24 protein-coding genes are annotated in these 22,160 nt (G+C 65.5%); 10 read left to right on the top strand and 14 right to left on the bottom strand.

What is annotated here, in order from left to right; genetic code table 11:
- Window positions 1–32: 32 nt before the first annotated feature.
- Window positions 33–392: a protocatechuate 3,4-dioxygenase gene (locus tag A7D17_RS07760; protein WP_064508575.1), complete on the bottom strand. Its 360-nt coding sequence runs from the start codon at window positions 390–392 to the stop codon at window positions 33–35.
- A gap of 10 nt (window positions 393–402) precedes the next feature.
- Window positions 403–1,299, bottom strand: a complete 897-nt coding sequence (locus A7D17_RS07755; RefSeq protein ID WP_064508574.1) for a gallate dioxygenase — start codon at window positions 1,297–1,299, stop codon at window positions 403–405.
- Between the two features lie 228 nt (window positions 1,300–1,527).
- Here A7D17_RS07755 and A7D17_RS07750 point away from each other — a divergent pair, with 228 nt between their 5' ends.
- A complete protein-coding gene (locus A7D17_RS07750) occupies window positions 1,528–2,202 on the top strand; it encodes a GntR family transcriptional regulator (RefSeq protein ID WP_064508573.1) in 675 nt (224 codons plus the stop codon).
- A gap of 140 nt (window positions 2,203–2,342) precedes the next feature.
- Here A7D17_RS07750 and A7D17_RS07745 read toward each other — a convergent pair whose 3' ends face one another.
- The 5 genes from A7D17_RS07745 to ubiH form a co-directional block, all read right to left on the bottom strand.
- Window positions 2,343–3,290 carry a SphA family protein gene (locus tag A7D17_RS07745; RefSeq protein ID WP_064508722.1) on the bottom strand — a complete coding sequence of 316 codons (948 nt, stop codon included), beginning with the start codon at window positions 3,288–3,290 and terminating at the stop codon, window positions 2,343–2,345.
- A gap of 202 nt (window positions 3,291–3,492) precedes the next feature.
- Window positions 3,493–3,924: a nuclear transport factor 2 family protein gene (locus A7D17_RS07740; protein WP_064508572.1), complete on the bottom strand. Its 432-nt coding sequence runs from the start codon at window positions 3,922–3,924 to the stop codon at window positions 3,493–3,495.
- Between the two features lie 105 nt (window positions 3,925–4,029).
- Window positions 4,030–4,746 carry an alpha/beta fold hydrolase gene (locus A7D17_RS07735; protein ID WP_064508571.1) on the bottom strand — a complete coding sequence of 239 codons (717 nt, stop codon included), beginning with the start codon at window positions 4,744–4,746 and terminating at the stop codon, window positions 4,030–4,032.
- A gap of 125 nt (window positions 4,747–4,871) precedes the next feature.
- Entirely contained in the window at window positions 4,872–6,056 is a 1,185-nt protein-coding gene (locus A7D17_RS07730) for a UbiH/UbiF family hydroxylase (protein ID WP_064508570.1), read from the bottom strand.
- Entirely contained in the window at window positions 6,053–7,261 is a 1,209-nt protein-coding gene (ubiH, locus tag A7D17_RS07725) for a 2-octaprenyl-6-methoxyphenyl hydroxylase (protein ID WP_064508569.1), read from the bottom strand. Before ubiH ends, A7D17_RS07730 begins: the two co-directional genes overlap by 4 nt.
- Before the next feature lie 206 nt (window positions 7,262–7,467).
- Between ubiH and A7D17_RS07720 the strand changes: the two genes are divergently transcribed.
- From A7D17_RS07720 to A7D17_RS07680, 9 genes are all read left to right on the top strand, one after another.
- On the top strand, window positions 7,468–8,046 hold the full coding sequence (locus A7D17_RS07720; protein ID WP_064508568.1) for a hypothetical protein: 579 nt from the start codon (window positions 7,468–7,470) through the stop codon (window positions 8,044–8,046).
- Window positions 8,047–8,050: 4 nt separating this feature from the next.
- Window positions 8,051–8,608: a cob(I)yrinic acid a,c-diamide adenosyltransferase gene (locus A7D17_RS07715; protein ID WP_064508567.1), complete on the top strand. Its 558-nt coding sequence runs from the start codon at window positions 8,051–8,053 to the stop codon at window positions 8,606–8,608.
- A gap of 38 nt (window positions 8,609–8,646) precedes the next feature.
- Complete coding sequence (locus tag A7D17_RS07710) at window positions 8,647–9,555, top strand: arginase family protein (protein WP_064508566.1); 909 nt, start codon at window positions 8,647–8,649, stop codon at window positions 9,553–9,555.
- Between the two features lie 124 nt (window positions 9,556–9,679).
- Window positions 9,680–12,103: an LPS-assembly protein LptD gene (gene lptD / locus A7D17_RS07705; RefSeq protein ID WP_082861823.1), complete on the top strand. Its 2,424-nt coding sequence runs from the start codon at window positions 9,680–9,682 to the stop codon at window positions 12,101–12,103.
- A complete protein-coding gene (locus tag A7D17_RS07700) occupies window positions 12,100–13,491 on the top strand; it encodes a peptidylprolyl isomerase (protein ID WP_064508564.1) in 1,392 nt (463 codons plus the stop codon). The genes lptD and A7D17_RS07700 overlap by 4 nt, the downstream gene beginning before the upstream one ends.
- 4 nt (window positions 13,492–13,495) lie before the next feature.
- Window positions 13,496–14,467 carry a 4-hydroxythreonine-4-phosphate dehydrogenase PdxA gene (gene pdxA / locus A7D17_RS07695; protein ID WP_064508563.1) on the top strand — a complete coding sequence of 324 codons (972 nt, stop codon included), beginning with the start codon at window positions 13,496–13,498 and terminating at the stop codon, window positions 14,465–14,467.
- A gap of 117 nt (window positions 14,468–14,584) precedes the next feature.
- Window positions 14,585–15,373, top strand: coding sequence for a 16S rRNA (adenine(1518)-N(6)/adenine(1519)-N(6))-dimethyltransferase RsmA (gene rsmA, locus A7D17_RS07690; RefSeq protein WP_064508562.1), 789 nt, complete (start codon window positions 14,585–14,587; stop codon window positions 15,371–15,373).
- Between the two features lie 35 nt (window positions 15,374–15,408).
- On the top strand, window positions 15,409–15,792 hold the full coding sequence (gene apaG / locus A7D17_RS07685; RefSeq protein WP_064508561.1) for a Co2+/Mg2+ efflux protein ApaG: 384 nt from the start codon (window positions 15,409–15,411) through the stop codon (window positions 15,790–15,792).
- Between the two features lie 28 nt (window positions 15,793–15,820).
- Window positions 15,821–16,807 (top strand): symmetrical bis(5'-nucleosyl)-tetraphosphatase, encoded by a 987-nt coding sequence (locus A7D17_RS07680; protein WP_064508560.1) that lies wholly within the window; start codon window positions 15,821–15,823, stop codon window positions 16,805–16,807.
- 47 nt (window positions 16,808–16,854) lie between these two features.
- On the opposite strand, the gene A7D17_RS07675 is transcribed toward A7D17_RS07680, so the two are convergent.
- From A7D17_RS07675 to A7D17_RS07645, 7 genes are all read right to left on the bottom strand, one after another.
- Window positions 16,855–17,349: a dihydrofolate reductase gene (locus A7D17_RS07675; RefSeq protein ID WP_064508559.1), complete on the bottom strand. Its 495-nt coding sequence runs from the start codon at window positions 17,347–17,349 to the stop codon at window positions 16,855–16,857.
- Complete coding sequence (locus tag A7D17_RS07670; RefSeq protein ID WP_064508558.1) at window positions 17,346–17,633, bottom strand: hypothetical protein; 288 nt, start codon at window positions 17,631–17,633, stop codon at window positions 17,346–17,348. The genes A7D17_RS07675 and A7D17_RS07670 overlap by 4 nt, the downstream gene beginning before the upstream one ends.
- Window positions 17,634–17,698: 65 nt before the next feature.
- Window positions 17,699–18,493, bottom strand: a complete 795-nt coding sequence (locus tag A7D17_RS07665) for a thymidylate synthase (RefSeq protein WP_064508557.1) — start codon at window positions 18,491–18,493, stop codon at window positions 17,699–17,701.
- Window positions 18,490–19,380, bottom strand: a complete 891-nt coding sequence (gene lgt, locus A7D17_RS07660) for a prolipoprotein diacylglyceryl transferase (RefSeq protein WP_064508556.1) — start codon at window positions 19,378–19,380, stop codon at window positions 18,490–18,492. The genes A7D17_RS07665 and lgt overlap by 4 nt, the downstream gene beginning before the upstream one ends.
- Before the next feature lie 53 nt (window positions 19,381–19,433).
- Window positions 19,434–19,925 (bottom strand): TPM domain-containing protein, encoded by a 492-nt coding sequence (locus tag A7D17_RS07655; protein ID WP_064508555.1) that lies wholly within the window; start codon window positions 19,923–19,925, stop codon window positions 19,434–19,436.
- A complete protein-coding gene (locus A7D17_RS07650; protein WP_064508554.1) occupies window positions 19,925–20,818 on the bottom strand; it encodes a TPM domain-containing protein in 894 nt (297 codons plus the stop codon). Before A7D17_RS07650 ends, A7D17_RS07655 begins: the two co-directional genes overlap by 1 nt.
- A gap of 350 nt (window positions 20,819–21,168) precedes the next feature.
- On the bottom strand, window positions 21,169–21,795 hold the full coding sequence (locus A7D17_RS07645; RefSeq protein ID WP_064508721.1) for a LemA family protein: 627 nt from the start codon (window positions 21,793–21,795) through the stop codon (window positions 21,169–21,171).
- Between the last annotated feature and the right edge of the window lie 365 nt (window positions 21,796–22,160).

The following is a 22,160-nucleotide window of genomic DNA, read 5'->3' as shown; positions in this document are numbered from 1 at the left end:
GCGCCCGGACCGACACAGCCAGGGCGCGCAGCTCAGCGCGCCTCGGGAACCCGCCGCGTCTGCATGAATGCTTCGAAGGATTCGCCGCGCATGATGGCGTAGACCTGGAGATTGGTCATACGCACCACGCGGGCGAACTTTTCGATCACAAAGAAATTGGCGCCATACTGAACCAGGCCGAGCCAGTCGCGCGCCCGGATCAATTCCTTTTCGTGCTCGGTGAGTTCGGCTTCCTGCATCAAGGTTTCCGCATCCTGCAGAAAGCGGTCGCGCCATGGGGCCCGGATCATGTGCCAGAAAAAGCGATTGAGGCGCAGCGCGCGGTTGCTGGTGCGCAGATCGAACACGTAGGTGCCGTCGATCTTCTCCATCCCGTGTACTTGCGGATTCATCTGTCTCTCCTCATGCCGCGTTGGCGGTGCGTGCCAACAGCTCGGCCGAACGCGGCGCATCGGCGGACTCGATGCCAGGCTCGTACAGCACCACGGTCATCGCGGTGGTCGTCATCAGGTAGTAGTTCTGGTGCAGCTTGCGGATCGGCCCATCCAGCGCGCCGCGCATGGCCAGCCACATGATCTGCTCGACGCTTTCGGCTCCACCCAGGCGCACATAGTCGGTGTGGGTAAGATCGGTCAGTGATTCGGGGGCATGCTGGAAGCGATCCAGGAATTCCATGTCCCACTCGGTGTTGTTGAAACCGGTGCGCTCGCCGTGGATCTGATGCGACAGGCCACCGGTACCGACCACCACCACCCTGAGATCCTGCGGATACGATTCGATCGCCCGGCGCACGGCCTGGCCCAGCCGGTAGCAGCGGCGCGCGGTCGGCAGCGGATATTGCAGGACATTGATGGCGATCGGGACCACCGTGCCCGGCCAGTCCGGTACATGTGGCCACAGCAGCGGCAGCGGCGCGGCGCAGCCATGGTCGATCGGTTTGTCCTGGAACACGGTCAGGTCGAATTCGTCGTTGACCAGGCATTCGGCGATATGCGCCTGCAGCTGGACATCGCCACGGATCGGCGGCAGGTTGCGCAACCCCGCACCCTCGTCGGCCACCGGGAAGCGCTCCCCCACGCCAAGGGCGAAGGTGGGATACAGATCGAAGAAGAACGTGGTGCAGTGGTCGTTGTAAAAGAAGACCAGCACGTCGGCCCGCTGTTCCGCGAGCCAGGCAGCGACCGGCGTGTAGCCGTCGAACAGCGGCTTCCATATCGGATCCTGCTGCTTGCCCTTGTCATAGGCCACCCCGATGGTGGGAACGTGCGATGTCCCGATGCCGCCGATGATGCTTGCCATGCTGCGCTCCTGCGACGTACCTCGGCCAACCGGCTGAGTGCACGTCCTTAGATTGGGCCGGAATCCACTGCAATGGATCCCAACGAGGACGACCAACGACTCCGGACCGCCAAAACGGTATCCTTGGGATCCAAATTGCCACCAAGCGCTCTCATCCGCAAGGTTTTTATACAAGTAATTGCGAGTTTCCCCTTCGAAGGAACGTGCGCTGCGGTGCGGCGCGAGAGAATGGAGCCAATGGCGAACAACCACCGACTGCAAGCGGTCCAGCAGCTACGCGAATTGATCCTGTGCGGCACCTTTGCCCCGGGCGAGCGCATCACCGAGGCGGCCCTGGCCGAGCGCCTGGCCATTTCGCGCACGCCTATCCGCCAGGCGTTACCGGCGCTGTGCCAGGAGGGCCTGCTGGTGCAGATCGGCAACCGTGGCTACGCGGTACGGCGTTTCAGCCAGCAGGAAAGCCTGGATGCACTGGCAGTGCGCGCGCTGATGGAAGGCATGGCCGCGCGCACCGTGGCCGAACAAGGCGCATCCGCCGCACTGCTCTCCACCCTGCACGATTGTCTGTACGAAGGCGACCGGCTGTTTGCCAAGCGCAGCCTCAGTGCTGGCGACGAGCAGACCTATGGCGCGATCAATGCGCGCTTTCATCGGGCCATCGTGGTGGCGGCCAACAAACCGATCCTCACCGAAACGGTGGACCGCTGCACGCTGGTGCCGTTCGTCAGTCCGGTCAATGTGGTGTTTGGTCAGCGCTCGGCCACGCTTACCTACGACGATCTCTATTACGGTCACCGCCAGCATGGCGCGATTGTTGCGGCCATCGAACAACGCGATGGCGCGCGTGCGGAGTTGCTATTCCGCGAACATGCAAATACGCAGCGGCACAGCATGGGGCTGTGACTCGCCGCCGGCTCTCGCAGCACTGCCACCTCTCTTGTGGCGGGCACTCCATCGCGTGCCGCACTGCGCCTGCCGCCCGTTGCGGAGCAGCAGACATGGTCCATACGCGCCATGCCGTGGCGCGCGGGCCAGCTCGCGCGCTACAGCGAATGCACGAACATCAGGTTGAAGGTGTTTCCGGCCACCGAGTTCTTGACTTCGACCGGCAGGTAGACATTGAAATTGAGGACGTTCTTCGCGTCCAACCGCCACGAAAGCCCTGGCCCCATGTAGAACTGGGTGCGCTTGCTGTCGGGCACGCGCTGGCCGTTGGTCCGGTTGTCTTGTAGCTGCTGCAGATAGAAGCCGTTGACACCGACCCGCAGCTGCTCGGTCACCTTGACCGAGCTGGCAAAATTCAGCCATGCCAGATCGCCTGCCTGGCCGTTGCGGAACTGGAAGCCGGGGATTGGCGGCACCCCACCGGCACGGTCGGTGCGGAAGTTGTACATGTAGTGCAGCCGCATGCTGACCTCCCAGTTATCGGTGGGCTGTACCGTGAATGCCCAATGCGGCGAGAACGACCAGTAACCGGTGCTCTGGTTGATCGCGATGTCGCGATCGAACTTGCCCACCGGTGCAAAGGCCACCAGGGCGAAGCGCTGAAACAGCAGGATCCGGCCATTGCGCATCACCGGCGGCATCTGCAATGCCGCCCCGACCGCAATATCGCCAATGCCGAATCCGTTGTCGCTCAACCGCACCGGACTGTCGGCGGCAAACGAAGCATTCTGGTTGACCAACGGCACGATGGCATCGATGGCAATCGTGCCGCCCAACCATTGATAGGGCGTGACATAGATGAGCTGGGTCAGCGCTGCCGAGCTGCTGATCTTCGGATCACGAAACGCCGGCGAATCGTTGCCTTGCGCATCCAGGACGGCATTCAAGTGCGCATGGCGCAGATATTCGATCACCGTCCAGCCGGGTTGGGTGGAGCCAAAACCGTCGAAAAAGCTGGTGCCCCCCAGGTTGATGCCCTGCGGCACCGGAACCGTGTCGGGCACGGCTTGTGCAAAGGCTGCCGCCGGCGCGAGTGCACCCAGCAGCAGAGTCAAGCTGCCGGCGCGCAGGCGATGCGAGCAGGGCGATGAGCGACGACGACCAACAGACGAGCATGCGCGTTCCACTAGGCGATTCTCCAACGAGGATGGGCGATTGAGGCAACGCGACTGGGGGGAGAGCAGTGTCGAGATGTCGCTTGCAATGGCCGGCGGCATCGTTGAACAGGCAAACAGCGGTCAATCTCGGTCAGTGCGCTTCGACGTGCAGCAGCAATGCACCGACGCGTTGCTTGAACAGCCATTGGTTGTCCTGGTGCACCAGCACATCGTCGAAGGTGCCGATCAATGCGGGTGCCTGTGCCGTCCAGGGAACAGCTGCATTGGTCTGCGGCGCGCTGTATAGCAACACATGGCTATGCGCGTGGGCTAGCGTGCTTGATTGAACGCTGACCAGGGTATTGAGCATCAAATGACAGGTATTGCGTGGCGCGCGAGCACGGAAGGATTCAAGGATCGCGTCGCGTCCATGCACGGGCACGTCCGGCGCGCTCGGTCGTACAAATACGCCGTCGGCGGTGAACAGCGCAACCAGCGCCTGGTGCTCATGGCGGTCGTTGTGCAAAGCGAACTGGCGAATCAGCTGTTCGCAGGCAACGATGATCGAAATGTCTGCAGACACGCAGCAGCCTCCCTTGGCAGTGGAATGACACGAATAAAGCGCTGGCGATACTTCAGCGCAGGGCAATTGCCGAGACGACCGAGCTGCCGCCTACGGCACGGGCGATCACGTGCTCAGCCACTCGCGTAGCGCGGTGCTGACGGCAGCGGGCGCTTCCACCGGCGCCATATGCCCGCAGTCTTCGAACACCACCAGCTGCGCGTGCGGAATGCGCCGTGCCATGTCCTGATGCCGTGCCAGCGGGCTCCAGGCGTCCTGGCGCCCGACACCCAGCAAGGTGGGGCAGCGGATCTGCGCAAGCACTGGCGCGGCATCCGGGCGCTCCAGCAAGGCGTGGACCTGGCCAGCAAAGCTGTGTGCGGTTTGGCGCTGCACCATCGCGCTGAGGTCTTGCATCAAACCGGTATCGGCGCTGCGTGCGGGGTGCAGCATCGGTGGCAACCAGGCCAGCGCCAGCGCCTGCATGCCTTGCGTTTGTGCCAGATCCACCAGCACCTGGCGTTCCTCGCGTTCGCCATCGCGACGCGGCGCGATGCCGGTATCGAGCAGTGCCAGCTGTGTTACCCGCTCGGGCGCCTGACGCATGATGTCCAGCGCAACCCGCCCCCCCATCGAATGTCCGGCCAAGGCAAACAGCGGCGGTGCGACAGCCAGCACGTGGGCAGCCATCTGCACGATGCTGTCGAACCCGGGGAAATCCAGCACCTGCACATCGGCCAGATCTGACAGTGCGTCGCGCTGCGGCTGCCAGATGGCAGCGTCGCACAGCAGGCCGCAGAGCAGCAGCAAGGTGGGTCTGGACGCGTGCGTAACGGAAGTCATGGCGCGACTGTAGCCACACCGGCTGCGTGCGTCGTATGGAAGATGCGGCCTACGCTATAAGCGTGGAGACATAAATATCGACGCTGCCGGCTATCCTGAGGGCAGGCCGACAGACGCCATGTGACTTACGCGCCGCCGCCGGAGGCGCGCTGCCACAACACATCGACCAGCGGCGGCAACCTGCCGGCCAGGCCGAGCACCGACCCGCGTAGCAGGGTCAGGTGCATCTCGTCGTTGGAAAACACGTTGTTGATCGCATCGAAGCCGTAGGCGGCCACGGTATTTTCGCTGCGGCGGGTGCGCGCCCAACGCTGCAGGCGATGCGGCGCGGCCCAGTCCGCACGTTTGGCGAGCGCACCGCGCACTTCCGCGCGCAACGCAGCGACATCGCGCAGGCCCAGGTTGACACCCTGCCCCGCCAACGGATGTACCACATGCGCCGCGTCGCCCAGGGTCAGCACGCGGCCACTGACGTACTGCTCCACCAATTGCCGTTGCAACGGGAACGCAGTGCGTGCGGAGGTCACCCGCACCTGACCCAGGCGCGCAGCAAAGGCCTGGGTCAGCTCGCGCGAAAACGCCGCATCGTCCAGCTGCAGTACGCGCTCGGCATCACTGTCGGGCAACGTCCAGACAATCGAACTGCGTCCATCGGCAAACGGCAGGAACGCCAGCGGCCCGGTGGTCAAAAAGCGCTGCCAGGCCGTGGCCTGGTGCGACTGTTCGGTCTCCACGAACGCGACCACGCCGCGCTGTGCGTAGGCGTGCCGCGACACCGGCAAGCCGGCCAAGTCACGCAAGGTGGACGCCGCGCCATCGGCGGCGATGGCGATGGCCGCCTCCAGCCGGCTGCCATCGTCCAGGCGCAGGCGCACGCTATGGGCGTCCTGCTCCAGTTCGGCCACGCGCGCTGGGCAATGCACTTCGATCCCCGCGCTGTGCACGGCCGCCCACAGGCGATCGACCAGCAGCGCATGTTCGACGATCCAACCGAGTTGTTCGCGGCCCAAGGTGTCGGCGTCGAAACGCAACTCGCCGCCACCGCCGGCATCCCAGACTCGCATGCGCCGATACGGCTCCACGCGCCCGGCGCGGACGCCGGCCCACACGCCGAGACTGTCGAGCAGCGCGGCATTGTCGGCGGCGAATGCATACACACGCAGATCGGGCTGCTCGGCCTGCCAGCGTGCGGGCTCGCGGCCTTCTACCAGCGCCACGTGCAAGCCGGCATCGGCCAGTGCCAACGCGCAGGCCGCACCGACCACGCCGCCGCCGACGATCACCGCATCGCGTGCAGGGCGACGGCTCATGCGCCCCCCCGGCACAGTTGCGGCACTTCGCCGCGGAAGCCCATCGCCCCGCCGACCAGCATCGACTGCAGCGGCGCGGCCTGCGAGGTCGCCAGCAACCCCAGGCTGCGCAACGGCCGCAGCAACGGCGCCGGGTTGCCGGTCAGGCGTGCCAGGCCACTGGAGAACGCGATGGTCTGTTCGCGATCCACGCGACGGCGCGCCAGATACGCGATCAACAAGGCACTGCCGCCGGCATCGCTGCGATCGTGCTCGATCAGTTCGGCCAGCGTCAGCGCGTCGCGCAGGCCCAGGTTGAACCCTTGCGCGCCGATCGGGTGCAGCGTCTGCGCCGCATTGCCCAGCAGTACCACGCGTTCGGCGACCAGGTCGTTCGCCAGCACCTGCACCAATGGATACGCGCTGCGTTCGCCACTGGCGACAAACCGCCCGGCGCGCCAGCCGGCGGCGCGCTGCAACCGTGCCAGCCAGCCGGCGTCGTCGAGGGCGGCCACCGCCTCGGCCTCGGCACGCGCCACGCAGTGGATGGCGCCGTAGTGGCGGTCGCCCCGCGGCAACAAGGCGGTGGGCCCATGTTCGCCAAAGCGCTCCCAGGCGGTGCCGTCCGGCGGCCGGGAGGCACGCACGCGCGCCACGAACAGGGTCTGCAGGAAATCCTGCTCGTCGCTACCGATGTGCAGCAGCTCGCGCACCGCGCTGTGGCTGCCGTCGGCGCCGACCACCAGCCTGGCCAGGACGCGCTGTTCGCCATCGGTGGTTGCCAGGCGCACCGCGCGCATGCCGCCCTGTACCGGCTCCACACCGATGCAGCGCGCCGGGCGGTAGCGGCGCACGCCGGTCGTTTCGTCCAGACGTGCCTGCAAGGCATCGCCGAAGTCGCGCGCCACCACCACCTGGCCGAAGCTGTCGCGGCCATAGTCGGCGGCGTCCAGCTGCACGCGACCAAAATCGCCGGCGCGGCTGACATGGATGTGTCGGATCGGGCCGGGCGGGCTACGCAGCTTGGCCATCACCCCCAGCACGCCGAGCGCGTTGACGGTGGCCGCGGCAAAACTCAGGTTGCGTTGGTCGAACACCGCCGGCGGCGTGCCAGCCGGGGTGGCTTCGACCAGCCCGACATCCAGGCCAAGGCGGTCCAGTGCGATCGCCAGGCTGGAGCCGACCAGGCCGCCGCCAACGATCAGAACGTCATGTGGGTGTGTCATCCGGCCATGATAAGCCCTCGCCCCTGGCCCGGTGGCGCCGCTGAGTGGGACATCTTGCCGCGTGCGACGGTGCGCGCGTCGCCGCAGTCGGCGCTGGTCTTCCGTCCGCCCGGCCCTCTGCCCAGCCTGGCGCCGGCCAGACCGCGGCGCGGGCACGCCGGCTTCCACGCTACACTCCCCCGCCTGCAACCCGGTCTTTCTCGCACATGATGCCTCGCTCGCACGACACCTGGATCCTGAGCCTGCTGGCCGTGCTGATGGCGGCCACGCGGATCAATCACTTCGCCCCGGTGCCGGATGCGTCGTGGGCGGTGTTCTTCATCGGCGGATTCCATCTGGCGGCGCGTACCCGGCTGGCATTCCCGCTATTGATGGGGCTGGCGGTCGCGGTGGACTGGCTGGTGATCACCGGCCAGGGCATGAGCTTCTGGCAGCACTACTGCGTGTCGCTGGCGTACTGGTGCCTGATCCCTGCCTATTTCGCGCTGTGGGCTGGCGGCGTCTGGCTACGTCGGCATTACCACGGTGCGCGGTGGAGCGCGTTGGCCTGGCTGGTTGCCACCCTGCTGGTCGCCGTGGCGCTGTGCCAGCTGATCGCCCAGGGCAGTTTCTACTGGATCAGCGCCAGCGTGAGCGAGCCCACTCTGGCCGGCTGGTTCAAGAACTACACCGACTGGTTGGGACCGTACCTGCGCAGCGCTGCGCTGTACGTGGCTGCGGCGGCGCTGGTCCAGGTCGTGGCCGAGCGCGCGATTGCTCCACCGCGCCAGACCCACGCCGGCTGACCTCATGGGCAACCGTCTTTCTCGTATCTATACGCGCACCGGCGACGATGGCAGCACCGGGCTGGGCGATGGCAGCCGTACCGGCAAGGATGCCTTGCGCGTCAACGCCTACGGCACCGTGGACGAAGCCAATTCGGCCATTGGGGTGCTGCTGGCGGCCCCCGGTGTGCCGACCCCGATCGCCGAACTGCTGACTACCGTGCAGCACCAGTTGTTCGATCTGGGCGGCGAACTCTGCATCCCCGGCCATGCGGCCATGACGGCATCGGACATCCAGGCCCTGGAGCAGCAGCTGGATCATTTCAACGACAGCTTGCCGCCGCTGCAGGAATTCATCCTGCCGGCCGGTGGCGAGGCGGCCGCGCGCTGCCATCTGGCCCGCACCATCGTGCGCCGGGCCGAGCGCGAAACCGTCGCCCTGTCGCGCCAGGAAACCGTGCGAAGCGAGGCGATCGGTTACCTCAATCGCCTGTCCGACCTGCTGTTCGTGCTGGCGCGGGTACTGGCCCGTGTCGATGGCCAGCAGGAAGTGCTGTGGCGGCACGACCGCCGTCGCGCTTGAGCATGTGCCCGGCGCTGCAGAGAGGCTAGAGTTGCCCCATGCTGGTCTTTACCCACCCCGCCTGCCTCGGCCACGACGCCGGCCCTGAGCACCCCGAGAGTCCTGCCCGCCTGGAAGCGGTGGTCGATGCGTTGCGCGCCGCCTTCCCCGACCTGGACTGGCGCGAGGCGCCGCTGGCCAAGCTGGGCGACCTGTGCCGCGTGCACGAGCGCGAACAGGTCGACGCCGTGCTGGAAACCCCTTTCACCGGCTACCGCCAGCTGGACGTGGACACCCGCATGGTGCCGGCCTCGCGCGCAGCCGCCCTGCGCGCGGCCGGTGCCGGCATTGCGGCAGTGGATGCGGTGATGCAGGACCTGACCCGCACCGCCTTTTGCGCGGTTCGCCCACCCGGCCACCACGCCACCGCACAGGTGTCGATGGGCTTCTGCCTGTTCAACAACGTCGCCGTGGCCGCCGCCCACGCCCGCGACCGGCATGGCCTGGAACGCATCACCATCGTCGATTTCGACGTGCACCACGGCAACGGCACCCAGGCGATCTTCGAACGCGATCCGGCTGTGCAATACCTCAGCACCCACCAGTCCGGGCTGTACCCGCATTCGGGCAGCGTCCACGAGCGCGGCGTCGGCAATGTCCACAATCTGTTGTTGCCGCCCGGCAGCGATGGCTTGCGCTTCCGCAATGTCTGGGAAGACGACATGCTGCCGCTGATCGATGCGTTTCGTCCGCAACTGATCCTGATCTCGGCCGGCTTCGACGCCCATCTGCGCGACCCGCTGGCCGACCTGATGCTGGACGACGACGATTTCGGCTGGCTGACCGCCGCCCTGCGCACCCTGGCCGACCGCCATGCACGCGGCCGCGTGGTCTCTCTGCTGGAAGGCGGCTACGACCTGCAGGCACTGCGCGAAAGCAGCGTGGCCCACGTCGCTGCGCTGCGCTGACCGGCAGTTGGCCCCGGTCGCTCGGTGCTGGCGATGAACCTCGCCCTTTCCGCGCCGACGCTCTTCATTGCCCCTATGCGGGGTATACGGCAAGCTAGTCGCCATTTTATTGGTTGAACCACGCGTGCGCCGAGCTCTCCGCCTGCTGCCCCTGCCCTTGAGCATCGCCATCTGCCTCCCGGCCATGGCTGCCGACAAGCCGTTGAACTGGGGTTTGTGCCCGGCCGTAGACCCGCTACCAGGCTTCGACGGCGCCCCCGCCGCGGACCCCAAGGCGGCCGAGATGCGCCAGCAGCTGCCAACCGACATCGAAGGCGACCAGCTGTCCGGCACCAGCACGACGCCGCAGTACCAGGGCAACGTGGCGCTCAAGCGCGGCGATCAGTTCCTGGGCGCAGACAACCTGCGCATGGACACCGAGACCGGCAACTACATCGCCGAAGGCAATGTGCGCTACCAGGACACCTCTTTCCGCATGGTCGCCGACCGTGCCGAGGGCAACCAGGACACCGACGCCCACAAGGTCACCAACATCCAGTACCAGCTGGTGGACCGCCGCGGCAACGGCGGTGCGGAGTCGGTGGACCTGCAGGGCCAGGTCGGCCAGATGCACCGCTCGACCTATACCACCTGCGATCCCTCGCAGCCGATCTGGCGCGTGCGCGCGCCGGAGATCGACGTGGACAACGAGGAAGGCTTCGGTACCGCCCGCAACGCCGTGTTGCAGATCGGCAAGGTGCCGGTGCTGTACTTCCCGTGGTTCAAGTTCCCGATCGACGACCGTCGCCAGACCGGTCTGCTGTTTCCGCAGTTCGGCCTGTCAGGCCGTAACGGCTTCGATTACCTGCAGCCGATCTACCTGAATCTGGCGCCGAACTACGATGCCACCTTGCTGCCGCGCTACATGAGCAAGCGCGGTTTCATGTTCGGCACCGAGTTCCGCTATCTGTACGACGGCGGTCGCGGCGAAATCACCGGCAACTACCTGCCCAACGATAAATTGCGCGACAAGGATCGTGGCAGCGTTTTCTATAGCGGCTACCACAACGTCAACAGCCATTGGCAGGCGCGCAGCAGCATTTCCTGGGTCAGCGACACCCGCTATGTGGAAGACTTCACCAGCCGCTTGAACGGCATGGGCTCGGCGTCAAGCCTGCAGAGCACCATCGGTATCTACGGCACCGGCGAGACCTGGACTGCCGGCCTGATGGCCGACCGCTGGCAGCTGACCGACTACACCCTGGACGAGCGAGCCCTGCCTTACAACCGGCAGCCGCGTGCGTACTTCACCTGGGAAAAGCCGTTCGGCATTTTCGAAGCCGGTGTCTATGCCGAGGCGGTGCGATTTACGCATGACGATTCGTATCAGGTGGATTTCATCCCGAATACCAACGGCAATAACACCAACAATGGCGACGAATACGTCCGCACCAATGTCCGTAACTATGACTATGGCAGCGGCTCGCGCCTGGACGTCAAACCCTACATCTCGATGCCATTGTCAGGCGCGGCTTGGTTCATGACCCCGACGGTTGCATGGCGTTACACCGCCTATCAACTGGACTCGACTCTGGCCAACACGGCGCCACTCACTGGTGATCGGTCGCCCACGCGCAGCCTGCCGATCGCCTCGCTGGATGCCGGCCTGTATTTCGATCGCGAAACCTCGGTGTTTGGGACCAACTATCTCAATACGCTGGAGCCGCGCATGTACTACCTGTACGTGCCGTATCGGGACCAGGATGACCTGCCGGTGTTCGACACCCGTCCGTTCACCTTCAGCTACGGACAATTGTTCCGGGACAGCCGTTACACCGGTGCCGACCGTCAGAATGACGCCAACCAGCTGACCCTGGCCGTGACTTCGCGCTGGCTTCGCCAAGAGGATGGTCGCGAAAAGTTGTCGCTGAGCGCAGGCCAGATCCTGTACTTCAACGATTCGCTGGTCACGATCAACAGCTCTACCGCCAACAGCGAGCAGCCCATCGAACAGGGCAAGTCAGCCTGGGTGGCCGACGCGAACTACATGATCAACGACCGTTGGTCGATGGGCGCCACCTATCAGTGGAACCCGAACTCGCGCAAGGAAGATCTGGCCAGCCTGCGCACGCGTTACCTGCTGGGCAACGACGGCATCATCAATCTGGCCTATCGCTATCGCCGCAACCTGATTGACGATAGCGACCAGCTCAAGCAGGCCGACTTCTCCTTCCTGTATCCGATCAACCCCACCTGGAGTGCGGTCGGGCGTTACTACTATTCGCTACTGGATCGCAAGCCGCTGGAAATCATCGGCGGCGTGCAGTGGGACAGCTGCTGCCTGGCAGTGCGCGCGCTGGTGCGCCGGTTCGTGCGCAACCGCGATGGCGAGATGGACAACTCGATCCAGTTCGAGTTCGTGCTCAAGGGCTTGAGCTCGTTTGGCCAGAACACGGACCGCACTTTGCGCCGTGCTATTCTCGGCTATTACCGCGACGACCTGTACCTGGTCCCGCCCAGCAACACCACGACCAATCCGGACGATTACGATCCGAACCTGATTCCATGACCAAGCCTTTCTCTGTTCTTCTTGCCTCGTTGCTGGTGATCACCAGCACGGTCTCGCCGCTGGCATCGGCGCAGCAATCCCAGCCGCTGGATCGTATCGCCGCTATCGTGGACGAAGACGTGGTGCTGCAGAGCGAGCTCGATCGCGCTGTGCGCAACGTCAAGTCGCAGTATGCCGGTCGCGAAAACCAGCTGCCGCCGGACGATGTCCTGCAGCGGCAGGTGCTCGAACGCCTGGTGCTGGTCAAATTGCAGGTCGGCCGCGCCGACGGCAGCGGCATCCGCGTCAGCGACGAAGAACTCAACCGCGCCATCGCCAGCATTGCCCAGCAGAACGGCACCACCGTCGATGGCCTGCGCCAGAAACTGGCGGCCGACGGCATGGGCTATGGCGATTTCCGCGCTTCTGTGCGCGATGAAATCATCGTACAGCGCCTGCGCCAGAGCTTTGCGCAGAGCCGCATCAGCGTGAGCGAAGGCGAAGTGGATACCGCGCTGGCCCAGCAGGCCACCACCGGTAGCCAGTACCACCTGGCGCACATCCTGGTGGGCCTGCCGGAAGGCGCGACGGCCGACCAGATCGCCACCGGCCAGAAAAAGGTCGATGGCGTGAAGGCCTTGATCGACAAGGGCGAGCTGGACTTCTCTGCTGCAGCGGTGCGTTATTCGGACAGCCCCAATGCACTGGAAGGCGGCGACCTGGGTTGGCGTAGCCTGGACGAAATTCCCAATGCCTTCGCCCAGCTGATCCGCGACATGCAGCCCGGCCAGGTTGCCGGCCCGCTGCGTGGCCCCAGCGGTTTCCAGTTGCTCAAGCTGGTGGAAATGCGCGACGCCAATGCCGGCGGCGAAAAGAAGATGGTCACCGAGTACAACGCCAGGCACATCCTGATCCGCATTGGCGACAACCAGACCGAAGCCCAGGCCAAGGCCAAGATCGATACGCTGCGCGCGCGCATCGTCGGCGGCGCCGACTTCCAGGCGACGGCCAAGGAGTCCTCCGAGGACACCAATAGCCGTGGGCAGGGTGGCGATCTGGGCTGGTTCCCGGCCGATGCGTTCGGCCCGGACTTCGGCAAGCAGGTCGAGAGCCTGGCCGACGGCGGGGTGTCCGAGCCGTTCCGCACCCAGGCCGGCTGGCACATCGTGCAGCGCGTCGGCAGCCGCCAGACCGACGTCAGTGCCGAGAACCAGCGCGCCCAGATCCGTGAAACGATCGGCCGCCGCAAGCTGGAAGAGGAATACAACCGCTACCTGCAGGAACTGCGCGGCGAGGCGTATGTGAGCTATCGCACCGGCGATCGCGCCGACGGCAATGCCACCGCCGAACCGACCAAGTCTGCAGAACCGGCTGCACCGACCCCGCCGCCGGCACAGCCGGCGCGCTAAGGTCATGCAGGTCCCGTCGCTCGCGCTGGTGCCAGGCGAGCCGGCCGGGATCGGGCCGGAGTTGTGCGTCCGGCTCGCCCAACGGCCGCGCTCGGACGCACACCTGATCGCCTATGCCGATCCGGATACCTTGCACAGCGCCGCACAGGCGCTGTCTTTGTCTGTGCGGCTGCTCGATCCCGACCAGCCCGCACGGGCACCCGGCGACCTGCCGCTGTTCCCGATTCGCCAGGCCACCCCGACCCGCTTTGGCACCCCTGACCCGGCCAATGCCGCGGCGGTGATCGCCGGCCTGCGCACCGCTGCCGGCGACTGCCTGGCCGGCCGTCTTCAGGGCATCGTGACCGGACCGGTGCACAAGGCGGTCATCAATGCAGGCGGCATCGCCTACACCGGCACCACCGAGTTGCTGGCCGAGCAGGCGGGCTGCCCGGTGGTGATGATGCTGGCCAACCCCATCGTGCGCGTCGCCCTGGTCACCACCCACCTGCCGTTGCGCGCGGTGGCGGACGCGATTACCGCCCAGGCGCTGGGGCAATGCCTGCGCATCACCCACGCTGCGCTCCAGCGCGACTTCGGCCTGCCTGCGCCACGCATCGCCGTGCTCGGGCTCAACCCGCATGCGGGCGAGGACGGCCACCTTGGGCGCGAGGAACTGGACGTCATCATTCCGCTGCTGGAGCAGCTACGCGGCGAAGGCCTGCACCTGATTGGTCCGTTGCCGGCAGATACCGCCTTCCTGCCGCAGAAACTGAGCGGCTTCGATGCGGTGGTGGCGATGTACCACGATCAGGGCCTGCCGGTGCTCAAGTACAGCGGCTTCGAACAGGCGGTCAACATCACGCTGGGCCTGCCCTACCCCCGCGTGGCAGTGGACCATGGCACCGCGCTGGAACTGGCCGGGCGCGGTATTGCCGACCCGTCCAGCCTGATGGCGGCAACCGCGCTGTGCGCACGGCTGGCGGCGCGCCGCTGAGCGAGCAGCGCGGCAGCACGCCACAGCGGTGACGCACGGCCTGACTAGCCCTTTGCCGCACGCCGCACAGCTGGCACCGACACCGCGTGCAGCCGCCGGCTCCGTTAAACTGCGCGCATGAATTCTTCCTTCAGCGCACCGGCCAAGAAGTCGCTCGGCCAGCACTTTCTTGCCGACCGGTATTACATCGACCGGATCGTCCAGGCAGTGGACCCGCGCGCCGGCCAGCACCTGGTCGAAATCGGCCCCGGCCAGGGCGCCATCACCTTCCCGCTGCTGCGCAAGCATGGTGCGTTGACCGTGATCGAGTTCGATCGCGATCTGATCGCCCCGCTGACCGAAGCCGCCGCACCGATCGGCGCGCTGAGCATCATCCACCGCGACGTGCTCAGCGTGGACTTCACCGCGCTGGCCAATGGCAGCCCGATCCGCCTGGTCGGCAACCTGCCCTACAACATTTCCTCGCCGATCCTGTTCCACGCGCTGGACCACGCCGCTGCGGTGGCCGACATGCACTTCATGCTGCAAAAGGAAGTGGTCGACCGCATGGCCGCTGGCCCGGGCAGCAAGGTGTATGGCCGGCTCAGCGTGATGCTGCAGGCGTATTGCGAGGTCACCGCGCTGTTCGTCGTGCCGCCAGGCGCGTTCCGGCCGCCGCCCAAGGTGGACTCGGCCGTGGTGCGGCTGGTGCCGCGCGACCCGGCCACGGTGATGATCAACGACCGCCGCCGCTTTGCCGACGTGGTGCGCGCCGGTTTCGGCCAGCGTCGCAAGACCTTGCGCAATGCCTTGTCCACCGTCTGCGAACCCGCGCATTTTGAGGCCGCAGGCGTGCGTGCGGACGCCCGCGCCGAACAACTCGAGGTGGCCGATTTCATCCGGCTGGCCAATGTCCAGCTGGCTTGAGCGCCGCTCCCACACCGGTTTATCTAGAATTTCGCATGCACGATGATCCACGCTATCGGGTCGAGGTCGAGGTGTCGCCACGCTTCCTTGCCCAGCAATCGACGCCGGAAGAAGGCCGCTATGCCTTCGCCTACAGCATCCGCATCCACAACACCGGTGCCGTGCCTGCGCGCCTGATCGCCCGCCACTGGAAGATCACCGATGCCAACGGCCGCACCGAGCAGGTCGATGGCGAAGGCGTGGTTGGCGAGCAGCCCTGGCTCCGCCCCGGCGAAGCGTTTCATTACACCTCCGGTGTACTGCTGGAAACCGAGCAGGGCCAGATGCACGGCCACTACGACATGGTGGCCGACGATGGCACCGAATTCACCGCCCCGATCGCCGCCTTCGTGCTGAGCGTACCCAGGACGCTGCACTGATGACTGCTGGACTGATGGAGCGCACGCGATGAGCGTCTGGGCAATTGGCGACCTGCAAGGGTGCTACGACATTACCCAGCGATTGCTGGAGAAGATCAATTTCGACCCGGCACAGGACACGCTGTGGTTCTGCGGCGACCTGGTCAACCGCGGCGGGCAATCGCTGGAAACGCTGCGGCTGGTGCATTCGCTGCGCGCGCACAGCGTGGTGGTGCTGGGCAATCACGACCTGTCGCTGCTGGCGATCGGCGCGCGCTCGGAAGAGGAGCAGCGCAAGGTCAATCCGGACCTGCAGCGCATCGTGCTGGCCGAGGACCGCGACGTGCTGCTGGACTGGCTGCGCATGCAGAAACTGGCACACGTGGACCGCACGCTGGGCTGGATGATGATCCATGCCGGGCTGGCACCGAAGTGGACCACGCAGATGGCCGAGAAGCACGCGCGCGAGGTCGAGCAGCAATTGCAGGGCGGCGGCTACCGCAAGCTGCTGCGCAACATGTACGGCGACCAGCCTGGCTGGTCGCCAGGCCTGAGCGGCTACGAACGCAGCCGCGCCATCATCAACCTGTTCACGCGCATGCGCTATTGCACCCCGCGCGGGCGGATCGCCACCGACGACAAGGGCACGCCGGGCACGCAGGCACAGGGGCTGTACCCGTGGTTCGAAGTTCCGGGCCGGGTCGAGCGCGATCTGAAGATCGTCTGCGGACACTGGTCGGCACTGGGGCTGACGATTACCCAGGGTGTGCACGCCATCGACACCGGCGCGGTCTGGGGCGGCAAACTCACCGCGCTGCAGCTGGATACCGACGAACTGCGCGTGGTGCAGGTCCCGGGACGTGAAGTCACTGCCCCGGCGACACCGGCCGCGCACGCGCCGCGGCGTCCACGCGAAGGCCAGGGCCGCCCGCGCGGGCGTGGCCGGGGACGTGGTAATGGCGGAAACACTGCGGGAAATGCTGGCAACGGCAACGCTGTGCCAGCCAAGCCGCAAGGTGGTGGCGCTCCGGAGTAGGGCGCCTCGCATCTGGCGCACCGGTCGCACGCGGCGCCCTTGCCGGCTCAGCGCCGCAGGTAATCCACGAAAGAAAAGGCGAACGCATGGCGGTCATCGGCCGCATGCCCTTCGCGCTGTACCGGCACCCACACAGCCGGGTCGATCGGCGGGAAATGCGTATCGGCACAGTCGACCACGGTGTCCACCTCGGTGACGGCCAACAGGTCGGCGCGCTCCATCGTCAGGCGATACACCTCGCCGCCTCCGATCACGCACAACTCCTGCGCGCCCTCCTGCCCGGCACGCTGGATCGCCTGATCGACCGATGCCACCGCCTGCATGCCCGCGAACGGCACCTGCCCCGAGCGCGTCAGCACCAGATTCAGACGCCCTGGCAAGGCGCGCCCCAACGATTGCGCGGTCTTACGCCCCATCAGGATCGGCTTGCCCAGCGTCAGCGCCTTGAAACGTTTGAGATCGTCCGGCAACTTCCACGGCAGATCGTTATCGCGACCGATGGCGTTGTTGCGGTCGAAGGCGACGATCAGAATCAGCTTCATGCGTCCGGATATAGCTCGTTATAGATCTTCATTGCAGCATGCCGACCAAGCATCCCAAAGAACAACGTCGTAACGTAGAGCAAGACGATGACACCCAATGCTGTGTGCGATTGCTCGCCGAGCATTCTCATAAACGCCAATCGCTCACCTTTGTACAAGGCAATCGCAAAGAAGCCGATCGGCGCGATGAGAACAATGCTTGTCAAATTAACGAACAGACTCGCTTGCATCGCCATCAGCGAGTCGGCAAGTTTCTCTCGTGCTTTGTTCGAATTTTTTGCCATGCCACGCCTCCTTCTCCGGTGAAGATCAGTCTGCGCAGCCTGCGTCTCGTCCATTGAGATCAGGCTTACACCGCCACCGGCGCCTTGATCGCCGGATGCGGGTCGTAGCCGTCGATGGCGATGTCTTCGAAACGGAACGCGAACAGATCGGTGACTTCGGGATTCAGACGCAAGGTCGGCAATGCGCGTGGGGTACGCGTCAGCTGCTCGCGGGCCTGCTCGAAGTGGTTCGAGTACAGATGCGCATCGCCCAGTGTGTGCACGAAATCGCCCACGCCCAGCCCGGTGGCCTGCGCCACCATGTGCGTGAGCAGCGCATAGCTGGCGATGTTGAACGGCACACCCAGAAAGATGTCGCCGCTGCGCTGGTAGAGCTGGCAACTGAGCTTGCCGTCGACCACATAGAACTGGAACAGGCTATGGCACGGCATCAGCGCCATTTGCGGCAATTCACCCACGTTCCAGGCACTGATCACCAGCCGCCGCGAATCCGGATTGCGCTTGATTTCGTCCACCAGCCACTGCATCTGGTCGATCTCGCCGCCGTCCGGGCCGGTCCAGCGGCGCCACTGCTTGCCGTACACCGGGCCGAGGTCGCCGTTGTCGTCGGCCCATTCGTCCCAGATGCGGACCTGGTTGTTGGTGAGATAGCCGATATTGGTGTCGCCCTGCAGGAACCACAGCAGCTCGTGAATGATCGAGCGCAGGTGCAGTTTCTTGGTGGTGACCAGCGGAAACCCGGCCGTAAGGTCGAAGCGCATTTGCCAGCCAAACACGCTGCGCGTGCCGGTGCCGGTGCGGTCGGACTTCTCGGCGCCGTGCTCCAGCACATGCTGCAGCAGGTCCAGATACGGCTTCACTTGGCCGCCTCCACGGTGACGGCAGCCGGCAGCACCGGCTGCAACACCGGGGCGCGGCGCGACATCGCCAGCAGCACCAGCCCCACTGCGATCAGCGGCAGGCTCAGAATCTGACCCATGGTCAGCCAGTTGAAGGCCAGGTAGCCGATCGGCGCATCCGGCACCCGCACGAATTCCACGATGAAGCGGAACACGCCGTACAGCAACGCAAACACGCCTGACACCGCGTAGCGGGCGCGCGGCTTCATCGAAAATACCCACAACACCACAAACATCACCACGCCTTCCAACGCTGCTTCATACAGCTGCGATGGATGACGCGCGAACCGATCCAGCGCCCCGGCGGCGTATTGCGCCTGGATCTGTGCCGGCGCGATATCGGCCAACTCCGGTGCATGCGGAAAGATCACACCCCAACCGGCCTGGGTGAACTTGCCCCACAGCTCGCCGCCGACAAAATTGCCCAGCCTCCCGAATCCAAGGCCCAGCGGAACCAGCGGCGCGACAAAATCCATCACGTCGAAGAAGTGCAGGCGATGGCGGCGTGCCCACAGCCAGCAGGCGAACAGCACGCCGAGCAGGCCGCCGTGGAAGCTCATGCCGCCCTCCCACACCTTGAACAGGATCAGCGGGTTGGCCAGGAAGGTGTCGAACGCATAAAACAACATGTAGCCGATACGCCCGCCCAGCACCACACCGAGCATGCCGTAGAACAGCAGGTCGGAGAAACCGTCCATGTCCACGCCAGGCAAGCGGCCGCGCAGGATGCGCGAGCGTCCCAGCGCCCAGGCCGAGAAGAAGGCCGCCAGGTACATCAAGCCATACCAGTGCACCTGCACCGGGCCAAGCGAGAAGGCGATGGGGTCGATGGCGTGCAGATAGATCATGCGGACCGCGGATCACGTAGAGCGAGACCGCTATTCTGACACCTCAGGCGCCCTCAGCCTAAAAGCTGTGGCCGGTTGGGCAGCTCGTCTTCATGCGGGGCGTCCGCGCCGCGCGGGAAGTGGGCGACCAGCAGCTCGGTCACCGCCTCGATACCCGCCAGCACCGCCACCTCGTACTGCCCTTCACGCAGGAACTGCTGCATGCGCCGGCACACCTCGGCCCATTGGGCATCCGGCACCCGGCGACGCAGGCCGCGGTCGGCCACCACTTCAATGGCGTGGTCGGCCAGCAGCAGATAGATCAGCACTCCGTTGTTGGCCTCCGTGTCCCAGGTGCGCAGGTGCGCAAACGCCTGTTCGGCGCTGTGCCGTGCGGTGTGCCGGCGCCACAGCGCGGCAAGCGACAGGTCCGCCTCGACCGCCACCATGATCTGCCCGGTGTGGCTGCGCTCGCTGTCGGCCACGGCCGCAGCGATCGTCTCCATGCAGGACGCTGGAAATCTGCGTTGCGCCGAGGGCGCGAAGACATGCCTGAGCCACCGCATTACCAGCTCCCCGAGGCGCCACCGCCTCCCGAAGATCCACCGCCGCCACCCCAGCCGCCGCCGCCAAAACCACCACGGCCGCCGCCCCCGAATCCTCCAAAGCCACCGCCGCCCCAGCCACCGCCGCCGACAAAGCGCCCCGGCGACCCCGAGGCCAGCCCGGCCAGCAACCCGATGACTGCAGCGCCGGCACTGGCCAGCAGCAGGGACGTGAACAGCAACGCCGCGCCACCGGCCGCAATGGCGGTCAATACCGCGCGCACGGGGCGTGGCAAGGCGCCCAGGATGCCCCGCGCCACCATAGCGACCACGAAACCGACAAACAGCGCCATGATCCAGCCACCGCCACCGGCGCCCTGACCGGCTCCGCCTTCATGGCCGCTGACCGGTGGTGGCAGCGCCTCGCCCTCGATCACGCCGGCCAGCGTTGCAGTGGCGTCGCGGATGCCGCCGCCGTAGTCGCCCTCGCGGAAGCGCGGCGCCAGGTATTCCTGGATCACGCGATTGGCCACGATGTCGGGGATGGCACCTTCCAGGCCGTAACCGGGCTGGATGCGCACGCGGCGGTCGTCCTTGGCCACCACCAGCAACACGCCATCGTCGATGCCCTTGCGCCCGATCTTCCATGTGTCGAAGACGCGCTGGGTGTATTGCTCGATCGTCTCCGGTTGCGTGCTTGGTACGATCAGGATCTGCAACTGCGCACCCTTGCGCTGCTGCAACGCCAGCGCCTGTTGCTGCAGCTGCTGGATCTGTGCGGCATCCAGGGTGCCGGTGACATCGACCACCGGCGAACGCAGCGGCGGAATGGCCGCCAGCTGCTGCGCCAGCAGCGACACCGGCAGCAGCAGCAACACCATCATCCACACCACATTCAAAGACGTTTGCCGCATTGCCAACTCCTACCTGATGCGTACTGATACTCAGTCGTTCCCTGCTTCCACCGGGGGATGGGGGCGGATGAGGGTATGAACGAAGCCTGGTGCAGTTGGACGAAACAGATGCGTCGCTCGTACCTCATCGCCAGCTCCCCTCCCGACGGAAGAGGGGCTCATATCTGCTCAGACACATTGCGCCGATTCGTTCCGCAGACTCTTGTCGATTTGACGCCGTAAAACAGCTCGGTCGTTCCCTTCTCGAAGATGCGCCGAAGGGGCGAATGAGGGTGTGAGTAACGCCACGGCAGTGGGAAAACACAGAAGCTTCGCGCCGTACCCTCTCCCGAGGAGAGAAGGGCTTCTGATTACTGCGCAGGCTGCGGTGCAGGCTGTTGCTGCGGCGCCTGCTGATTACCGAAGTCCACCTGCGGCGCGCGCGAGATCTGCGCTTCGTTTTCCACGCTGAAATTCGGCTTGGGCTGATATCCGAAGATCTTGGCGGTCATCACCTGCGGAAACGAGCGGATATAGGTGTTGTAGTCCTGCACGGTCTGGATGTAACGACCGCGCGCCACGGTAATGCGGTTCTCGGTACCTTCCAGCTGTACCTGCAGATCGCGGAAGGATTGGTCGGACTTCAGCTGCGGATAGTTCTCGCTGACCACCAGCAGGCGCGACAACGCACTGCCCAGCTCACCCTGCGCCTGCTGGAACTGCTTGAGCGATGCTTCGTCGTCGGCATTGACCTGGATCTGCCCCACGCGTGCACGCGCGTTGGTCACCTCGGTCAGTACCTGACGTTCCTGTTGCGCATATCCCTGCACGGTGCGCACCAGGTTGGGAATCAGATCGGCGCGGCGCTGATACTGGTTGAGCACTTCCGACCAACCCGCCTTCACTCCCTCCTCTTTCTGCTGGATCGTGTTGTAGCCGCAGCCGGACAGGCCGACGGTCAGGATCAGCAGCACCAGGGCGCGCATCAGGACAGACATGCAGGCGATTCCGTTGAAAGAGAGCCGCAGCATGCCACGCGCCAGGTCAAGCCCGCATGCACGCGCCGACGCGTCATGGCGGCGGGATGTGGCTGCAGCAGAGCACGCCGCCTGGATCGCCGCGGTGGCCGGGCACTAGGCGCTCATCCGTCCTCGGCGCTCTCTTCACTCAACGCTTGTCATCCGCAGCGAGCAACCTCCATGTGCGCTCGCACGTGCCAAGGCAACGGCGCGGCGGCGAGTTGCCGACGCCAGGCTAAAAACCCGACAGGCAGCATGTCGCACAGCAGGATCTGCGTGCAGTGCCTGACCTGCCAAGTGACTGCCGTCAGGGCAATACGCGCTCGATCTCAGTGTTTTACAGC

This window comes from Xanthomonas floridensis, from assembly GCF_001642575.1.
Lineage (GTDB): Bacteria > Pseudomonadota > Gammaproteobacteria > Xanthomonadales > Xanthomonadaceae > Xanthomonas > Xanthomonas floridensis.
This window is presented reverse-complemented; position numbering and strand designations above follow the sequence as displayed.

Bases quoted from the DNA above. Each gene is read 5' to 3' on its own strand.
- A7D17_RS07760 (WP_064508575.1), bottom strand. From the start codon at position 392: ATGAATCCGCAAGTACACGGGATGGAGAAGATCGACGGCACCTACGTG.
- A7D17_RS07755 (WP_064508574.1), bottom strand. From the start codon at position 1,299: ATGGCAAGCATCATCGGCGGCATCGGGACATCGCACGTTCCCACCATC.
- A7D17_RS07750 (WP_064508573.1), top strand. From the start codon at position 1,528: ATGGAGCCAATGGCGAACAACCACCGACTGCAAGCGGTCCAGCAGCTA.
- A7D17_RS07735 (WP_064508571.1), bottom strand. From the start codon at position 4,746: ATGACTTCCGTTACGCACGCGTCCAGACCCACCTTGCTGCTGCTCTGC.
- A7D17_RS07730 (WP_064508570.1), bottom strand. From the start codon at position 6,056: ATGAGCCGTCGCCCTGCACGCGATGCGGTGATCGTCGGCGGCGGCGTG.
- ubiH (WP_064508569.1), bottom strand. From the start codon at position 7,261: ATGACACACCCACATGACGTTCTGATCGTTGGCGGCGGCCTGGTCGGC.
- A7D17_RS07720 (WP_064508568.1), top strand. From the start codon at position 7,468: ATGATGCCTCGCTCGCACGACACCTGGATCCTGAGCCTGCTGGCCGTG.
- A7D17_RS07715 (WP_064508567.1), top strand. From the start codon at position 8,051: ATGGGCAACCGTCTTTCTCGTATCTATACGCGCACCGGCGACGATGGC.
- A7D17_RS07710 (WP_064508566.1), top strand. From the start codon at position 8,647: ATGCTGGTCTTTACCCACCCCGCCTGCCTCGGCCACGACGCCGGCCCT.
- A7D17_RS07700 (WP_064508564.1), top strand. From the start codon at position 12,100: ATGACCAAGCCTTTCTCTGTTCTTCTTGCCTCGTTGCTGGTGATCACC.
- pdxA (WP_064508563.1), top strand. From the start codon at position 13,496: ATGCAGGTCCCGTCGCTCGCGCTGGTGCCAGGCGAGCCGGCCGGGATC.
- rsmA (WP_064508562.1), top strand. From the start codon at position 14,585: ATGAATTCTTCCTTCAGCGCACCGGCCAAGAAGTCGCTCGGCCAGCAC.
- apaG (WP_064508561.1), top strand. From the start codon at position 15,409: ATGCACGATGATCCACGCTATCGGGTCGAGGTCGAGGTGTCGCCACGC.
- A7D17_RS07680 (WP_064508560.1), top strand. From the start codon at position 15,821: ATGAGCGTCTGGGCAATTGGCGACCTGCAAGGGTGCTACGACATTACC.
- A7D17_RS07675 (WP_064508559.1), bottom strand. From the start codon at position 17,349: ATGAAGCTGATTCTGATCGTCGCCTTCGACCGCAACAACGCCATCGGT.
- A7D17_RS07670 (WP_064508558.1), bottom strand. From the start codon at position 17,633: ATGGCAAAAAATTCGAACAAAGCACGAGAGAAACTTGCCGACTCGCTG.
- lgt (WP_064508556.1), bottom strand. From the start codon at position 19,380: ATGATCTATCTGCACGCCATCGACCCCATCGCCTTCTCGCTTGGCCCG.
- A7D17_RS07655 (WP_064508555.1), bottom strand. From the start codon at position 19,925: ATGCGGTGGCTCAGGCATGTCTTCGCGCCCTCGGCGCAACGCAGATTT.
- A7D17_RS07650 (WP_064508554.1), bottom strand. From the start codon at position 20,818: ATGCGGCAAACGTCTTTGAATGTGGTGTGGATGATGGTGTTGCTGCTG.
- A7D17_RS07645 (WP_064508721.1), bottom strand. From the start codon at position 21,795: ATGTCTGTCCTGATGCGCGCCCTGGTGCTGCTGATCCTGACCGTCGGC.